Annotated in this window: 19 protein-coding genes; 17 read left to right on the top strand and 2 right to left on the bottom strand. The window is 33.3% G+C overall.

Going from position 1 to position 16602, the window contains the following annotated elements:
* Window positions 1–164 precede the first annotated feature (164 nt).
* The 13 genes from P0R33_RS01510 to P0R33_RS01450 all read left to right on the top strand — a co-directional run bounded on the left by P0R33_RS01510 (window position 165) and on the right by P0R33_RS01450 (window position 9973).
* Window positions 165–344, top strand: a complete 180-nt coding sequence (locus P0R33_RS01510; protein ID WP_276173807.1) for a hypothetical protein — start codon at window positions 165–167, stop codon at window positions 342–344.
* Window positions 345–470: 126 nt separating this feature from the next.
* Window positions 471–1244, top strand: a complete 774-nt coding sequence (modA, locus tag P0R33_RS01505; protein WP_276173805.1) for a molybdate ABC transporter substrate-binding protein — start codon at window positions 471–473, stop codon at window positions 1242–1244.
* The gene (locus tag P0R33_RS01500; protein WP_276173803.1) at window positions 1241–1645 is read left to right on the top strand and encodes a TOBE domain-containing protein; all 405 of its coding nucleotides are present in this window, start codon (window positions 1241–1243) and stop codon (window positions 1643–1645) included. Before modA ends, P0R33_RS01500 begins: the two co-directional genes overlap by 4 nt.
* Window positions 1638–2312: a molybdate ABC transporter permease subunit gene (modB, locus tag P0R33_RS01495; RefSeq protein WP_276173801.1), complete on the top strand. Its 675-nt coding sequence runs from the start codon at window positions 1638–1640 to the stop codon at window positions 2310–2312. The genes P0R33_RS01500 and modB overlap by 8 nt, the downstream gene beginning before the upstream one ends.
* Window positions 2312–3187: an ATP-binding cassette domain-containing protein gene (locus P0R33_RS01490; RefSeq protein ID WP_276173799.1), complete on the top strand. Its 876-nt coding sequence runs from the start codon at window positions 2312–2314 to the stop codon at window positions 3185–3187. The genes modB and P0R33_RS01490 overlap by 1 nt, the downstream gene beginning before the upstream one ends.
* Window positions 3188–3327: 140 nt before the next feature.
* Complete coding sequence (locus tag P0R33_RS01485) at window positions 3328–5328, top strand: TonB-dependent receptor (protein WP_276173797.1); 2001 nt, start codon at window positions 3328–3330, stop codon at window positions 5326–5328.
* A gap of 38 nt (window positions 5329–5366) precedes the next feature.
* Entirely contained in the window at window positions 5367–6473 is a 1107-nt protein-coding gene (locus P0R33_RS01480) for a cytochrome c peroxidase (protein WP_276173795.1), read from the top strand.
* Window positions 6474–6484: 11 nt separating this feature from the next.
* Window positions 6485–7000, top strand: a complete 516-nt coding sequence (locus P0R33_RS01475; protein ID WP_276173793.1) for a molybdopterin-dependent oxidoreductase — start codon at window positions 6485–6487, stop codon at window positions 6998–7000.
* A gap of 354 nt (window positions 7001–7354) precedes the next feature.
* Window positions 7355–7594 (top strand): hypothetical protein, encoded by a 240-nt coding sequence (locus P0R33_RS01470; protein ID WP_276173791.1) that lies wholly within the window; start codon window positions 7355–7357, stop codon window positions 7592–7594.
* A 111-nt stretch (window positions 7595–7705) separates the two neighbouring features.
* Window positions 7706–8656: an aldo/keto reductase gene (locus P0R33_RS01465; RefSeq protein ID WP_276173789.1), complete on the top strand. Its 951-nt coding sequence runs from the start codon at window positions 7706–7708 to the stop codon at window positions 8654–8656.
* Between the two features lie 216 nt (window positions 8657–8872).
* A complete protein-coding gene (locus P0R33_RS01460; RefSeq protein WP_276173787.1) occupies window positions 8873–9019 on the top strand; it encodes a hypothetical protein in 147 nt (48 codons plus the stop codon).
* A 10-nt stretch (window positions 9020–9029) separates the two neighbouring features.
* Window positions 9030–9542, top strand: a complete 513-nt coding sequence (locus P0R33_RS01455; RefSeq protein WP_276173785.1) for a PRC-barrel domain-containing protein — start codon at window positions 9030–9032, stop codon at window positions 9540–9542.
* A gap of 53 nt (window positions 9543–9595) precedes the next feature.
* The gene (locus P0R33_RS01450; RefSeq protein ID WP_276173783.1) at window positions 9596–9973 is read left to right on the top strand and encodes a DUF4440 domain-containing protein; all 378 of its coding nucleotides are present in this window, start codon (window positions 9596–9598) and stop codon (window positions 9971–9973) included.
* A gap of 76 nt (window positions 9974–10049) precedes the next feature.
* Here the strand turns inward: P0R33_RS01450 and P0R33_RS01445 are convergent, their stop codons facing one another.
* Both P0R33_RS01445 and P0R33_RS01440 read right to left on the bottom strand, forming a co-directional pair.
* Window positions 10050–10373, bottom strand: coding sequence for a nuclear transport factor 2 family protein (locus tag P0R33_RS01445; protein WP_276173781.1), 324 nt, complete (start codon window positions 10371–10373; stop codon window positions 10050–10052).
* Between the two features lie 20 nt (window positions 10374–10393).
* Window positions 10394–11176, bottom strand: coding sequence for an SDR family oxidoreductase (locus P0R33_RS01440; protein WP_276173779.1), 783 nt, complete (start codon window positions 11174–11176; stop codon window positions 10394–10396).
* A 135-nt stretch (window positions 11177–11311) separates the two neighbouring features.
* Between P0R33_RS01440 and P0R33_RS01435 the strand changes: the two genes are divergently transcribed.
* From P0R33_RS01435 to P0R33_RS01420, 4 genes are all read left to right on the top strand, one after another.
* The gene (locus tag P0R33_RS01435; RefSeq protein WP_276173777.1) at window positions 11312–11683 is read left to right on the top strand and encodes a helix-turn-helix domain-containing protein; all 372 of its coding nucleotides are present in this window, start codon (window positions 11312–11314) and stop codon (window positions 11681–11683) included.
* Window positions 11680–12378, top strand: a complete 699-nt coding sequence (locus P0R33_RS01430) for a DUF1826 domain-containing protein (protein WP_276173775.1) — start codon at window positions 11680–11682, stop codon at window positions 12376–12378. Before P0R33_RS01435 ends, P0R33_RS01430 begins: the two co-directional genes overlap by 4 nt.
* A 233-nt stretch (window positions 12379–12611) precedes the next feature.
* A complete protein-coding gene (locus P0R33_RS01425) occupies window positions 12612–14090 on the top strand; it encodes a DUF1254 domain-containing protein (RefSeq protein WP_276173773.1) in 1479 nt (492 codons plus the stop codon).
* A gap of 23 nt (window positions 14091–14113) precedes the next feature.
* On the top strand, window positions 14114–16561 hold the full coding sequence (locus tag P0R33_RS01420; protein ID WP_276173771.1) for an arylsulfatase: 2448 nt from the start codon (window positions 14114–14116) through the stop codon (window positions 16559–16561).
* Window positions 16562–16602: the final 41 nt, after the last annotated feature.

The following is a 16602-nucleotide window of genomic DNA, read 5'->3' as shown; positions in this document are numbered from 1 at the left end:
TTGAAAAGTGTAGTTTTTTCTTATAGTTATCGAAAATTTAGGTTTTAAAAGTAATGTTAGTTTAAATCGTATTTAAAAGACAAATCAGCATTATTGAATAGATTTGACCGTAATGTAAATGGACATTTTGCATTTACACTATTTTGCCCCAAATATCTTTTAAAATGAAAACAATCCAATTTAGAACCGACGACCTCACACAATATACCGTTAATATTTCTCAGATTACCTGCATGTTTGCAGCAGAAGAATCTCTAGGAACTTGGATTTATTTAAGTTGCGGAACTCGTTTAAAAACCTTGCTGACGCTTGATCTTGTTTGGGACTTGATTAATAAAAGTTAACACCAAACAAATTGCTTTTTGCTTTTTAAAAAATAATCGGCTTTAAAATCTGCTTTAGAATGCCTATTTTTACCATTAACTAATGGCTCATTTTGTATCAAAAATGACCAAAATGATTAATTTGGCATGAAGACTAGGAAAAGATTTTTGTCTCATTTGACAATGTTGCTGCTATTATTTTTTGGGACTGTAAATGCACAACAGAAATTTACAATTGTTGCTGCGGCAAATCTTAAAATAGCTTTAGACTCTATAAATACGGTTTTTAAGAGTCAAAATCCTGGTATAAATCCGCAGATTACTTACGGAGCTTCGGGAAAATTTTATGAGCAGATTTCTAATGGTGCTCCATTTGATTTGTTTTTTTCTGCCGATATGGATTATCCCAATCAATTGGAAAAAAATAAATTTACGGCTTCAAAAGTAAAAATGTATGCCGTTGGAAAATTGGTTATTTGGAGTAAAAAAACAGATCCAAACACTAAAAAGATTAATAGTCTTTTAGAAGTTTCTGTTCGTAAAATAGCAATCGGAAATCCTTTAACTGCGCCTTATGGCGAAAAAGCTGTCGAAAGCTTGAAATTTTACAAAATATATGATAAAGTCAAAAGCAAACTTGTTTTTGGAGATAATATCACGCAAGCGACTCAGTTTGTAACAACTGGAAATGCAGATATTGGCATCACGGCTTTATCTCTCGTTCTTACGCCAAATATGAAAAAAGAGAGAGGAAAATATTATATTATTCCAGAAAAAAGCCATTCTCCTTTAGAACAAGGATGCGTAATATTGAAACACGGAAAAGACAATGCAAATGCTCTAAAATTTTATAATTTTATATCTTCAAAAAAGGCGACTTCAATTTTAAAATATTACGGATACGACACCAAAACGAAATGAATATATTAAAAGGAAATATATCTGAAATTCAATCTTTTGAAGGCATTTCGTTAGTAAAAGTCAAATCTCATGATTTTATTTTTTCTTCTATAGTTTTAGATACTCCAGATTCAGCCGATTATTTAAAAGAAAGTCAAGCGGTTAAAATTATTTTTAAAGAAACAGAAGTAATTATTTCTAAAGATTTAAATCTGCAAATTAGTGTTCAAAATCAAATTCCATGCATTGTTAAATCTGTAAAAAAAGGAATTATACTTAGTCAGATTAATTTACTTGCAGACCAACAAAATATACAATCCATTATTACCAGTAACGCTTGCGAACAACTAAATTTAAAAGAAAATGACAACGTAATTGCCTTGATAAAAACTAACGAAGTAAGCTTATCTGCCGATGATTAATTTAGATCCTTTATGGCTCACAGCAAAATTGGCTTTAATCACAACAATTATTCTGTTAGTGGTTTCGATTCCGCTTTGTTATTGGTTGTGCTACAGTAGGTTTAAATTAAAAGCTGTGATTGAAGCTCTAATAAGTCTTCCTTTAGTTTTGCCGCCATCTGTTTTAGGTTTTTACTTATTGATAGCTTTTAGTCCAGAAAATGCTTTTGGAAAGTTTTTATCTGATTATTTTGATGTAAGATTGGTTTTTACTTTTGAAGGATTAATTCTGGCTTCGGTGCTGTACAGTTTACCTTTTATGGTAAATCCGATTTTATCAGGATTAAAAAATCTGCCGCCCGCGTTGCAAGAAGCCTCTTTTACTTTAGGAAAATCTCGATTAACGACCATAACAAAAATATTGCTTCCTAATATTCGTGCCTCATTATTTACGGGTATAATTATGACATTTGCCCACACTTTAGGAGAATTTGGAGTAGTTTTAATGGTTGGAGGAAGCATTCCAGAGGAAACAAAAGTGGTTTCGATTGCAATTTATGAAGAAGTTGAATCGATGAATTACGATAATGCCAATATTTATGCAGGAATATTGTTCGCGTTTTCTTTTGCTATTCTTTTGGCTGTTCATTTAATTCATAATAAATCCCGAAAAACTATTCTTTATTAATGATACAAATTGATGCCTATAAAATGCTCGAGACAGCAAATGGAAAATTGCCATTGGATATTTCTTTGACTATTGAAAAAGGACAATTTGTTTCTATTTATGGAAATTCTGGAGCTGGAAAAACAACAATACTTCGCATTTTATCAGCTCTGACCAAAGCAGAAAAAGTTAGTGTAAAAGTAGAAGAATCAATTTGGGACGATTCTAATAAAAAGTTTCATCTTCCTATTCAAAAACGTTCCGTTGGGTTTGTATTTCAAGATTTTGCCTTATTTCCAAATTTGACTGTAAAAGAAAATTTGGAATTTGCTTTATCTAAAAACGATTCAAAAGAAATTGTTTATGAACTAATTGAATTAATGGAATTGCAATCACTTCAAAATAGTAAGCCTCAAAATTTATCTGGCGGACAAAAACAGCGTGTTGCTTTGGCCAGAGCAATTGTTCGTAAACCCGAAATTCTCTTACTCGATGAACCGCTATCGGCTTTGGATGATGAAATGAGATTTAAACTTCAGGATTATATTTTACAAATTCATCAAAAATATAATCTAACAACTTTAATGGTAAGTCATTCCATTTCAGAAATTTTCAAACTTTCTGATAAAGTAATTGTTCTTGATCATGGTAAAATTATAAAAGAAGGAACGCCTCAAAATGTCTTTTCAGAAAAAAGAATCAGCAGTAAATTTCAAATTACAGGAGAAATAATAAGTATTACTAAAAGTGATATTATATATGTTGTCCAAGTTTCTTCTGGAAATAATATTATAAAAGTTATTGCGACCGAAGACGAAGCACAAGAATATAAAATCGGACAAAAAGTGTTAGTAGCTTCTAAAGCATTTAATCCTATAATTCAGATTCTGACATAAAAATGGAAAAAAATCAAATTACTTATTTTATTTAAGTATAAATACTTATTTTTACAAACTAATAACTACGTAATTAACCAAAATAGATTTTTTTTAACCGTCAGTATTCATTTTAAAACATACTGAAAATACCATTAACCATGAAACTAAAATTTGCAGTATTTATACTTCTTCCGCTGATAGGATTTTCACAGCAAAACAGGAAAAGCGAAACAGATTCTCTAAAAACATCAAATATTTTTATTCTAGGCGAAGTAGTAATAACTCAGAATCAAAAGAGAGATACTTTGAATAGAATTACATCAAAAAAAATGGAATCTCAAAACAAAGTGGAGGTTTCAAAAGCATTAAATCTGCTTCCTGGCGTAACTTTAACAGCGTCAGGACCAAGAAACGAATCGATGGTTTCTGTACGAGGTTTTGATTTGAGGCAAGTGCCAGTTTATATGGATGGAATTCCAGTTTACGTTCCTTATGATGGTTATGTTGATTTAGCTAGATTTACAACTTTCGATTTGGCGGCTGTAGATGTCTCAAAAGGATTTTCGTCTGTTCTTTACGGTCCAAATTCTTTAGGAGGAGCCATTAATCTTATTTCTAGAAAACCTTTAAAAAAGTTAGAATATGACGGCGCTTTGGGTGCAATTAACGATAATGGTTATCGCGGAAACATCAATATTGGTTCTAATCTCGGAAAGTTTTATTTGCAAGGAGGTTATTCGTATTTAGATAGAAATTCGACCAGAATGTCTTCTGATTTTGTTCCGATGAAAAATGAAGATGGCGGACAGAGAGATAATTCCTACCGAAAAGATCAGAAGATAACTTTCAAAATAGGATGGACTCCGAATAAAAAAAGCGAATATGCATTGGGTTATATCAATCAGCAAGGAGAAAAAGGAAATCCTGTTTATGCAGGAAGCGATACCAAAAATTCACTTTTAGCAAATCCGCGTTTTTGGCAATGGCCAGTTTGGAACAAAGAAAGCTATTATTTTATTTCGAATTCAAATCTCGACGATCAGAATAGTTTGAAGACCAGAATTTACTATGATAAATTCAAAAACACGTTGAATAGTTATGATGATAAAACATATTCGACGATGACAAAAGGATATGCTTTTCAGAGTCTTTACGACGATTATACTTATGGAGGAAATGTAGAATACAATACGCAAATTATACCAAAAAATGAATTTAAAGCTGCTGTGCATTTTAAAGAAGATGTTCACAGAGAACATAATTTAGGAGAACCAGTGCGCCATTTTATTGACAATACCATTTTATTTGGAATTGAAGATGTATTTAAGATTTCAAATAAATTTACTGTAATTCCGGGCGCTAGTTATAATATTAGAAAGAATATTCAGGCTCAAGATTACAACAGTACAACCAAAGTAATTTCAGATTATCCAGCGGCCGCTGCGAGCGATGCTTACAATTTGCAGATCGGACTTTTTTATCAGTTGAACGAAGCTAATAAACTTGGGGCAACAGTTTCGCAGAAAACAAGATTTGCAACCATAAAAGATCGTTATTCTTATAGAATGGGAACCGCTATTCCGAATCCAGTTTTAAAACCAGAAGAAGCATTAAATTATGAAGTTAACTATAGTGCGACTTTCTTAGAAAAAATCACTTTTCAAACAGCATTATTTTATAGTTCTATTACCGATGCCATTTTGAGTGTAAGCAATGTGCAGCCTGGAAAATCGCAAATGCAGAATTTTGGTGAAGCAGAATATCGCGGAGTAGAAGCACAGATTAATTATTCGATTTTAAAAAATTTATCTTTTAATGTCAATTATACTTATATAGAAAGAAAAAATATTACGAATCCAACGATTCATTTTACAGATGTTCCGAATACAAAAGTTATGGGAACTATAGAATATGAACCTTTTAAAGTTTTACATTTAATCGCGAACGCAGAATTTAATTCGGCTCGATTTAGTACAAGTTACGGTACACGAGTCCCAGATTATACGCTTTTAAATTTTTATGCTTCGGGAAAAATATTGAAAAATTTCAGTCTTGATGCCGGAATAAGCAATATATTCGATAGAAATTATAGTTTGGTTGAAGGATTTCCAGAAGAAGGAAGAAATTTCTTTGTAACGTTGCGTTTCTTTAATCAATAAAAAAGAAATAGTTTTGAAATAAAGAGTTGATTGTGAATATGGAATCTCATTATAAAAAAATCATTTTATTATTTGTGTTGGTGGCAGCCGGAATTTTCATGGCAGCCATTGACATAGAACCTCTATATGTAGATCCTTATAAATTAGAATATCCAGATTATTTCGGAAATAGAATTAGTATTCCAGAAGATAATCCAACGACTAAACAAGGTGTTTATTTAGGAAGAATGTTGTTTTATGAAACAAAGTTATCTTCGAGCAAAACAATTTCTTGCGCAAGCTGTCATCAGCAAAAACTTGCTTTTACAGACGGAAAAGCATTTAGTTCAGGCATTGATAATAGGCCAACAAAACGCAGTTCTATGTCATTAGCGAATCTTCTTTGGGTTCGAAATTTTTTCTGGGACGGAAGAGCAAAAGGTTTAGAAGAACAAGCAAAGTTTCCGCTTAACGATCCTCACGAAATGGGAAATTATGTAGAAAAAGCGGTTAAAGAACTTCAGAAAACAAAAGAATATCCGATTCTTTTTAAAGAAGCATTTGGTTCTGCAGAAATAACTTCAGATAAGATAACTAAAGCAATTGCGCAATTTGAACGCACTTTAATATCTGCCGATTCTCGTTATGATAAATATTTAAGAAATCAATATAAGCCTTCTGAACAAGAATTAAAAGGCATGGAATTGTTTATGAATTCGCCAATTCCAGAAAAGAATATTAGAGGTGCAAACTGTGCACAATGTCACGGAACACCCAAAATGTATATGGAATTATTTCATAACAATGGTCTGGATGAAGAACCAAAAGACATTGGTCGTGAGGAATTTACTGGAGCAGCAAATGACAAAGGAAGATTTCGAGTTGCAACGCTTCGTAATATAGGACTCACTGCGCCATATATGCACGACGGAAGATTTAAAACTTTAGAAGAAGTATTAGATCATTACAATGAACATATTATTGCCAGTAAAACTTTAAGTGTATCTTTAAGGAATAGTTCTAACGATTTAAATGGAAAAAAACTAGGATTGACAACTGACGAAAAATCAAATATTATAAGTTTTCTTAAAATGCTAACGGATTCGACATTTATTAGTAATCCAAAATTTTCTGATCCGCATTTGAAGAATTCAATCAACAATTAAAAATAACGAAAATGAAAAAACACTTTTTATCCTTTATTTTAATCACAACATTATTTTTTTCAAGTTTTCACAACAATTTAGTAGCACAAAATTCTTCTAAAGAAGCAATTTTAAAAGTAGAAGGAGAAGTTCTAAAACCACTTTTTATTAGCGCTTCAGATTTTGCTAAGATTCCGCATGTACAAGCTAGTATGAAAAATAGGGAAGGAAAACTGCAAGAATATTCAGGAGTTCCAATTATTGAAATATTGAAACAGGCTGGAGTAACTTTGGGAAAAGAACTTAAAGGAGAAAACTTGACAAAATATATGCTCGTGAGAGGAAGCGATGGCTATGAAGTTGTTTTTTCGTTAGCAGAGTTAGATGCAGCGTTTACAAACAGAGTTATCATTTTAGCTGATATGAAAGACGGAAAACCATTAGAAAATGGAGTAGGACCGTTTCGTTTGGTTGTGCCAGAAGAAAATAGACCTGCGCGCTCGGTTTTAGAGGTGTCGCATCTCATTATTAAGTTTGCAAAAGATTAGTAAATACAATTACTTGAAAAAATAATAAGCAATGTTGTTTCAGATTGTAACATGAAACAAATTTCTTGATTCATATTTATATATAAAGGAGAGAACTATCTTGTTTTTTTAAGAACCTCCCAGTGTGTATTGAACTTACACACTTAATGCTTCATTTCATCTTTTGATTATCAAATGACCAGTATAAAAAAGGTTGCATCTTATAAAATGCAACCTTTTTGCTATGTTTGAGAGCGATTATTCAAGCAAAAATAATCTAATTTTATAAGTGTCAGTTATCTATGTTTTTATTAAGCTGAAATTTTAATCTTTATTGGAATTGAATAAGGTCATCAACTTTTTAAATAGTTATTTATGCCACTGCCAGATGAATTGTACAATATTAAGTTTGCCGGATATTTCGAATCAATAAGAGAAATGTACATGGCAGATAAAAAATTTAAAATGATATGCGATGACTATTGCGTAAGCATATCTAAGACTAAAAATTACGATAAAAGAATCGAAAGAAATCTTCAGCATAAATTAGAGTCTGAAAATCTATCTAGGGAACTGGAAGAGGAAATACTCTTCTATATAGTTAGAAATAGGTAATTTTGAGATTCTCATTATAATTTTACTTCTAGAAATTTTTTCGTTTGCATACCAGTATTAGAAAAAATAAAAACTTTATTTTTATTTATAATTATCTAATACTCCAAAACCATGAATTCTCAAAATCAAAAAAACGAAATAAACCGACGTAAGTTTTTGCAAAATAGTGCAAAATTCGTTGCAGCTGGAATGTACTTAGGTATGTTCGGTATGCCTGAATTATTCGCAAATGAGACCACAGATAATGCTGTAGCAAACATTCCAGTTGTTAAACTGAACAATGGCTTAAAAATGCCAATACTCGGTTTTGGAACGTACGGACTCAGCGGAGACGTATGCCAGCGATCTGTTGTAGAAGCTATTGCAGCAGGCTACCGTCTTATTGATACCGCAAAAGTGTATGGAAATGAAGAAGCAATAGGAAAAGCAATAAAGCAAAGCGGAATTGATAGAAAACAGCTTTTTGTAACCTCAAAATTATGGGTTGATGATGCTGGTTATGAAAATGCCAAAAAAGGTTTTGAAGAAACACTAAGAAAATTACAGCTTGATTATCTTGATTTATATTTGATACACCGCCCGAGAGGTGATGTAAAAGGATCTTGGAAAGCAATGGAAGAATTGTATAAAGCTGGAAAAATTAAAGCAATTGGTATAAGTAATTTCGATACGGCTCAATTGGCAGATCTTTTGTCTTATGCCAAAGTAAAACCAGTTCTGAATCAGATTGAAACTCATGCTTACTTTCAGCAGAAAAATGATTATAATGTCCTTAAAAAACATGATATTCATGTTGAAGCGTGGGCTCCTTTTGCAGAAGGAAGAAATGGTCTTTTTACGAATGAAGTACTAACTCAGATTGCTAAAAAATACGGTAAAACGACTGCGCAAGTTAGTTTAAGATGGCATTATCAACGTGGTATTATTGCTATTCCGAGATCTTCGCAAAAAGCGCATATTATAGAAAATCTTAATATTTTTGATTTTAAACTTGATGACGTTGATATAAAGTCAATTGAAAAACTTGATTTAAATAAAACACAGTTCCCAGAGTGGAGCTAAACCATAAACCGAAAGCCCATTTTCTATGAAATGGGCTTTTTTTTTACTTGAAAAAATAGTTTATAAGAATCTTTTTTAATCAAAAATCTTCATATTCAGCAAATCAGCTTTACTGGAAATTCTGTAACATCCTGTTGAAATTTAATACTTTATAGTTTTTTGTCATTTGTACCTTTAATACACTATTAAAATTATTATTAAATCAAAAAAAAAGTTATGGCTGAAATAAAAATAGAGAAAAAGAAAAGAGTATGGCCTTGGGTTGTACTGTTATTGATACTTGGTGCAATTGTATATTACATCTACTTTGTAGATCATCAGAGTACTAGTGAAAGCACTATAGAAGTTGAAAACGTTAATTAAAAAAGAAATTATGGAAACTAAACATAGAAATTTATACAAACTAGACGAGTTATCGGATTATAAAGTTGCATCTAATTATTCTGATGTTAGAGGATGGAAAATTGTAGATGCTGACAACCGCACTATTGGTAAAATTGATAATCTTTGGGTAAATAAAGATATGGAACGTGTTGTTTATCTTGATGTTAAAGTAGATAAAGCACTTATAGAAGATAGCCGAAATGAAGTTCACGATGTTATAGCCAACGAAAATAACAGAGAGCTTGTTTATAAAGACGGAGACAGCCATATTATTATACCAATTGGATCTGTGAGTATTAATAAAGACACAAAAATTGTTATGGCTAACAATATTGGATACAATACCTTTAGAAATACAAACAGATATAACAGTGTCGACAATTTTGACAGGGAATATGAAAGAAGAGTAATGAAATCTTATTATCCTGAAAATGATCCGGACTCTGTATATTATAGTGATGATGACGGTTTTTACAATCGCAGAGAATTTGATAATAAATAGCTCTTTTCATCAAATTCTCTATACACTTGTTTATTAATATATGATGATTGATTATGGAAAATCAAATTATTGAACTAGAAAAAAAGTACTGGAATGGAATGGAAAATCATGAATATGAAACGGTTAAAAACCTAACGCTATTTCCTTGTATTGTTGCCAGTAAAAACGGTGTGCAAAGTGTAGACGAATCTACGTTTAAAAAGATGTTTGAATCTGGTGATGGTGACAAAATCAAAGTAATGAATATTTCTAATGTTGAAACGAAATTAATTGCAGAAAATACAGCGATTATAGGATATATAATAGAATTAGGAATTAAAGATGATAAGCAAAAACCTCCCATGAAATGCGCTTGCACTTCTACATGGATTAAACAAAACAATAATTGGTTTTGTGCATTGCATACAGAGGCAGAATTGACCAAGCAATAGATTCAAAAATATAAACGATAAAAAAAACTCTAAATTATTGATTTAGAGTTTTTTTTATTGCCATTACTGAACAATTTTATCCTGTAACTTTCAAATGCTGAATTTTTTCATCAATAATATCAAAATGAAAATTTAATATTATAGGACTTCCGTCAAATGTACCTGAGCATTCAGCAGATAAGATACTTGAAATACCATTTTCAGTATACTCAAGAGGTTTCATTACTGATTTGTATTTTCTGTTCGATTCTTCAATCCAATGCTGGATATTCGATTTTCCGTTATGCTTTTTTCCTTCGTCAAACACTTCAGCAGTTTCAGAAAAACAATTAGTATAGGCAATGCTGTCAAAATTATTTTGTGCATTAATCAAGTCTGTTATTACTTTCGGTAAATTCATGTTTTTATTTTTTGATGTTATTAAATAGTTGGTACAGTTCCTCCATCGATTACAAATTCAGTTCCTGTTAAATAACTAGCTCTTGGCGAAACAAGAAAACCAACTAATTCAGCTACTTCTTCGGGTTGGGCAGGTCGTCCATAAGGTATTCCGCCAAGTGCATCCATAACACTTTGTTGAGCTTCTTCTACAGTAATATTTGAATTTCTTGCAATCTCGCCCAGCCATGCTGTCGATGCTGTTGTATTTATCCATCCTGGCGAAACCGTTAGCACACGTACACCTTTGGGGGTAACTTCATTTGATAAACTTTTACTATAATTTATCAATCCTGCTTTTGCAGCGGCATAAGGCAAAGTTGAATCAAATAAAGGCAGCTTGCCCTGAATAGAAGCTATGTGAATAATTACACCACTTTTTTGATCTATCATTTTTGGTAAAAAACCTCTGTCTAGTCGGACAGGAGCAAACAAATTAGCCATAAATGTCGATTCCCAGTCTTCATCAGTTAACATTGCAAAACCACCAGCGGGCGTTGCTGAAGAGCCAAGATTGTTCACTAGAATGTCAAGTCTACCATAAGTTGATAAAACTTCGTTGATTACTTTTTGCGTTCCTTCTGCCTTGCTCAAATCAGCAGGAATGAAATGCATATTGCTGTTTTCATTTTCGGGCGCATTTCTTGCTGTAATAATAACTGTTGCTCCAGCTTGTAGGAGTCTTTCTGCAATTGCTCTTCCAGCTCCTTTTGTACCGCCAGTAACTAAAGCAATTTTGTCTGATAATTCATTTTGATAGTCCATCTTATAATCGTTTTAAATTTCTTTTGTACAAATCTCGGAAGTACATTAGTTACTCACAAGTACGGAGTTACGATTCATATAGGGATAAATTTTTCCCCTATTGCATAGATTAAGATATAGGTTTAATTTTGTAATATGTATGAGAGAAAAATAATACCGAACTTAAACTGCGGACTTGATCTTATTGGGGAAGTCTTATATGGTAAATGGAAGATTCGTTTACTTTGGTTTATCGATCAGGGACATAAACGTCCAAGTGAATTACAGCGAAAAATACCTGATGCTTCGCGTAGGGTTTTGAATATTCAACTAAAAGAATTAGAAGAGCATGAACTAGTCTCAAAGATTATTTACCCAGTTGTGCCTCCAAAAGTCGAATATAGTCTAACTGATTTTGGGAAAACTTTAATTCCCGTAATTTCAGCTATTGGAAATTGGGGAGATGAACATGAGGCGCGTTTAAGAACCCTAATTTTGAAGCGTTTAGAATCAAATCAATCACAATGAAAAATACATTTTCTGACAGCAATCAAATTGGAATTGTATCGACTTTTTCTGATCTTGTAAATACCGATTTCAAAGGAGAAATGAATGCATTATGCTGGCACCGAACTCTGGATGGCGATTTTAATGAGATTGTAACTAAATTATCTTTAAAAGAAAATATAACAGAAGTTTTTCCAGAAGATTTAATCGCGCTTCAACTCTCAGAAAAGGGAAATAGAGCAAGAGAAATAATCTTAAATGATTTACAATTATTAACTGATTTTGGAGCTTCGCCATCGCTTAATTTACTAAAGTGTTATGAACGTGATGATGAATTTGAATTTATATCTACAGACGTGTATTCATTTCACGTTGATCGTTCGCCAATTCCTACCGATACTTTTTTATGCACCTATCACGGAGTGGCGAGTGATATTGTTTCTAATTCACATGCAGAGCAAAAAATCCTACTTCCAGAAATTCGAACAAAGCTAAAAGAACTTTATGATGGGCCAGGGGATGAATTCGAAACCTTTTTAAAGGAGAATTATTTTGATTTGCATTATCAGCTAAAACCTGATGCAAAACCTATTAATTTAGGATTAATGCATCTTTGGCGTCTAGCTGTAGATCATCCAAAACAAAAAGTGTTGCCTTGCATTCATAGAGCGCCTGTAGAAAATGAAGGTGAATATCGCTTATTGCTTATTTGTTAAACGAAACTTTGCATAATATATTTAAACCTGAAAAGCAGTAATCCATTTTAATTGAATATTTTTTTTTCGAAATATAATTTGTGCATCAGTGTTTCGTATTTCAACTATTCAAATAGAAAACTTTGTTCCAAATTATAATTTGAAACCTAAATTTAGAGGTTCAGAATAATTTTAAATTGATTGCAGTATAACTTTGATAACGTTTTGAAGTTTAACTAATTAAATCAATTTATATGAAAAGATTAATCTATATCTCTTTCTTGTTGTTGGTCATGGCGGGTTGTAAAAAAGAAGCTAAAAGTACAGCAACCAGTACTAGTTCCTCAGAATCTGTTTCAGATTATGAATTTGTTGGCGGTTATCCTACAGAAGCTACAATTAAAAAAGCCTACGATGACGCAGATCTTACCCGCGCTATACAAGCGTATAAATTTTTCTATCCTACTGTTTCTGGTGAAGCATTGGTTAAAGGAAATGACAGTGTTAAAATTATTCCAAACAAATCATTTGGAACTTTAGATACAAAACCAGGGCAACTAGGTTTTACACTCAATTCAGATACACCTTACGGACCTATTCCTGTTGATTTATCAAAAGGACCAATGATTATAGATATTCCTAAAGGCCCGCTTATTGTCGTGGCAATGGATGTCAATCAGCGATGGGTAGCCGATATGGGAATTCCTGGACCTGACGCTGGTAATGGAGGAAAACATCTTCTTTTGCCTCCCGATTATAAAGGCGTTGTACCTGCTTCTGGCTACCATGTTTGGAAATCCTCTTCAAATAATCTTACTGTTGGTATAAGATCACTTCCTGTTGGAGGAGATGTAAAAGCTGCTTTACACAGAATTAAAACAGTAAAAGTGTATCCGCTTAATAAACCCGCAGACTGGAAAGAACCAGATTGGCTTGACCTTACAGATAAACCTCAAAATACGACTCCTGTTGCATGGGAAAATAATATTAAATACTGGGAAAACCTGAATGATGTAATACAGCGAGAACCTGTTTATGAAGGTTACCGCAATTATTATGGAGAACTGGCTATTTTAGGAATTAAAAAAGGACAACCTTTTAAACCAGATGAAAGATTGAAAGCAATTCTCGAAAAAGCTTCTAAAATAGCTAATGCACAAATGAGAGTACAGTCGTTTGCTGATCGTCGTCCAGATCGTATTGTGTGGAAAGATCGCCAATGGGAATGGGTGGCACTACGATTTGAAGATGGAGATTTTAACACTACAGATTATATAGATCTTGATGGACGAGAAACTTGGTTTTATCAAGCCATCGGAGCATCTCCTTCAATGTTTAGAAGAAAAGAGGGAGGCGGATCACTATATTGGCTTGGACTTAAAGATGCTGAAGGAAAATATGTCGATGGCGGAAAAACTTATAAGCTTACAATTCCGACTCCAGTTCCAGCAAAATTATTTTGGTCGATAACGATTTATGATGCTATTACAAGAAGTCAGGTTGTAACCGATCAGAATAAAGCGGCACTTCGCTCTTTGTTTGAACTTAAAGATAAAATAGGAGGAAATAGCATTGATTTATACTTCGGTCCAAAGGCTCCTGCGGGAAAAGAAGGTCAATGGATAAAAACAATTCCAAACAGAGGGTGGTTTGCCTATATCCGTATTTATGGGCCAGAAAAAGGAGCTTTTAATAATACATGGAAACCTGGAGATTTTGAAGAAGTAAAATAATTGAGTTATTAAAACAATAAAATATGAAAGCGAAAGATTTTTTTAGTAAAGCTTACTTTATTTCTGAAAGGATAATGAAAAAAAACTATGCAAAGATATTTTTCTTTATTATTCTAATATCAAATTTTAGTTTTGGTCAGGAAAATAATAAGCCTGGAACTCCAAAATCACTACCTCAGCCCGATTTTCATTTTCCGGGATATGTAGGAAGAACATATCAGGATTCTGATCCACCGCAATTTCCACAACCGATAAAAGCTCCAAAAGGTGCTCCAAATGTAGTGTTGATTTTGTTAGACGATTCAGGATTTGGACAATTCAGCACTTTTGGCGGAGGCGTTCCATCGCCAACAATGGACAAATTAGCAGCAGAGGGAATCCGTTTTAATAAATTTCATACTACAGCGCTGTGTTCGCCAACGCGGGCAGCGCTTATAACTGGACGTAATCATCACTCTGCTACTTTTGGTGTGATCTCAGAAACAGCGACAGGTTACGATGGTTATACTTGCGTGCTTCCTAAGAGCTGCGGAACAATTGGCGAGGTGCTGAAACAAAATGGGTATATGACCGCATGGATTGGTAAAAACCACAATACACCGCCTTGGGAAACTAGCGATGCAGGACCTTTTGACCGCTGGGCGAACGGACTTGGATTTGAATATTTCTATGGATTTAATGCAGGAGATATGAATCATTGGAATCCTGTGCTTTATGAAAACAGAAATCTTGTTCCTGCTTCAAAAGATCCAAATTACCATATGACGGTTGATCTTGCAGACCACGCTATATCTTGGGTTAGAAAAGTAAAATCAATCGCGCCAGATAAGCCGTATTTTCTATATTTAGCACCAGGTGCAGCACATTCGCCACACCATGCGCCTAAAGAATGGATTGATAAATTTAAAGGAAAATTCGATATGGGCTGGGATGCGTATAGAGAACAGGCTTTTGAAAGACAAAAAAAACTAGGTGTGATTCCAGCAGATGCTAAATTGACTGCAAGACCGGAAAGTCTGCCAGCGTGGAATTCGCTTAACGCAGATCAGAAACGACTTTATGCTAGAATGATGGAAGTTTTTGCAGGCTACGGAGCACATTGCGACTATGAAATGGGTAGAGTTGTAGATGCCGTAAAACAGCTTCCAGATGCTGATAATACAATCATTATTTACATAGCTGGAGATAACGGAGCAAGTGCAGAAGGAGGTATCGAAGGATCAGTAAATGAGAATCTGTTTTTTAACGGAGTATCAGAAAAATGGCAAGACAACATAAAATTTATTGATGAACTTGGTGGTCCAAAACACTTTAACCATTTTACGGCAGAATGGGCTTGGGCAATGTGTACTCCATTTCAATGGACAAAACAAGTAGCCTCTCATTTTGGAGGAACAAGAAATCCGATGATTATTTCTTGGCCTGCTAAAATTAAAGACAAAGGAGGTTTAAGAAGCCAATTTACGCATACTATAGATATTGTACCAACATTATACGAACTTATCGGTATCACTGCTCCTGAAACCATAAATGGTATCACGCAAAGTCCTATTGAGGGAGTTAGTTTTGCTTATACTTTTAACGATGCCAAAGCGAAAGAAAAACATTCAACTCAATATTTTGAATTGGGAGTAAACCGAGGCATTTATCACAATGGCTGGATGGCATCGGCATTATCTTTTGCTCCTTGGAATCCAAATAGAGGTAATTTTGATCCAGATAAACAAAAATGGGAGCTTTATAAAGTAGATGAAGATTTTACTCAATCTAATGATATAGCGGCAAACAACCCGACAAAACTGCGAGAAATGCAAGATTTATGGTGGGTGGAAGCTTCTAAATATAATGTGCTTCCTTTAGATTGGAGAGCTGTAGAAAGACTTAATGGAGAACTTATGGGGAGACCAACTCTGGCTGGAGATGCCACTACTTTTACTTATTATCCAGGTCAAGTAGGATTGCCAAATGAAGCTTCGCCGCGTATTTTAAATAAGTCTTGGTCTATTACAGCCGATGTTGATATTCCTGAAAGTGGCGCGGAAGGAATGATTGTAACTCATGGCGGTTTAGTTGGCGGTTACGGTTTATATGTACAAAACGGAAAACCAAGTTTTGTTTACAATAATTTGGCTTTAGAACGTCCGACAATTACAGGAAAAGATGTTTTGCCTAAAGGAAAAGTAAAATTGGTAGTTGATTTTAAATATGAAGGAAAAGAAAAAGAATTAGGAAAAGCTGCTACAGTAACAATGCTGGTAAATGGCAAAAAAGTAGCAGAGGAACACCTAGCAAGAACAATTCCGATTCAAATATCTTTAAATGAAGGATTAGATATCGGAATGGATGCTGGTTCTCCTGTTGATTTCAATTACAAACTTCCTTTTGAATTTACAGGAAAAATCGACAAAGTGACTTATAATTTGGGTAATTCAAAAGAGTCCAAATCTTCAAAAAATTCTAAAACGAAGTAGATATTTAAATGGTTAAAAATAGTAATTCAAAGAAAATCCCT

This window comes from Flavobacterium sp. YJ01 (assembly GCF_029320955.1).
Lineage (GTDB): Bacteria > Bacteroidota > Bacteroidia > Flavobacteriales > Flavobacteriaceae > Flavobacterium.
Note: the sequence above shows the minus strand (reverse complement) of the source record. Positions and strands in the feature narration are given on the sequence as shown.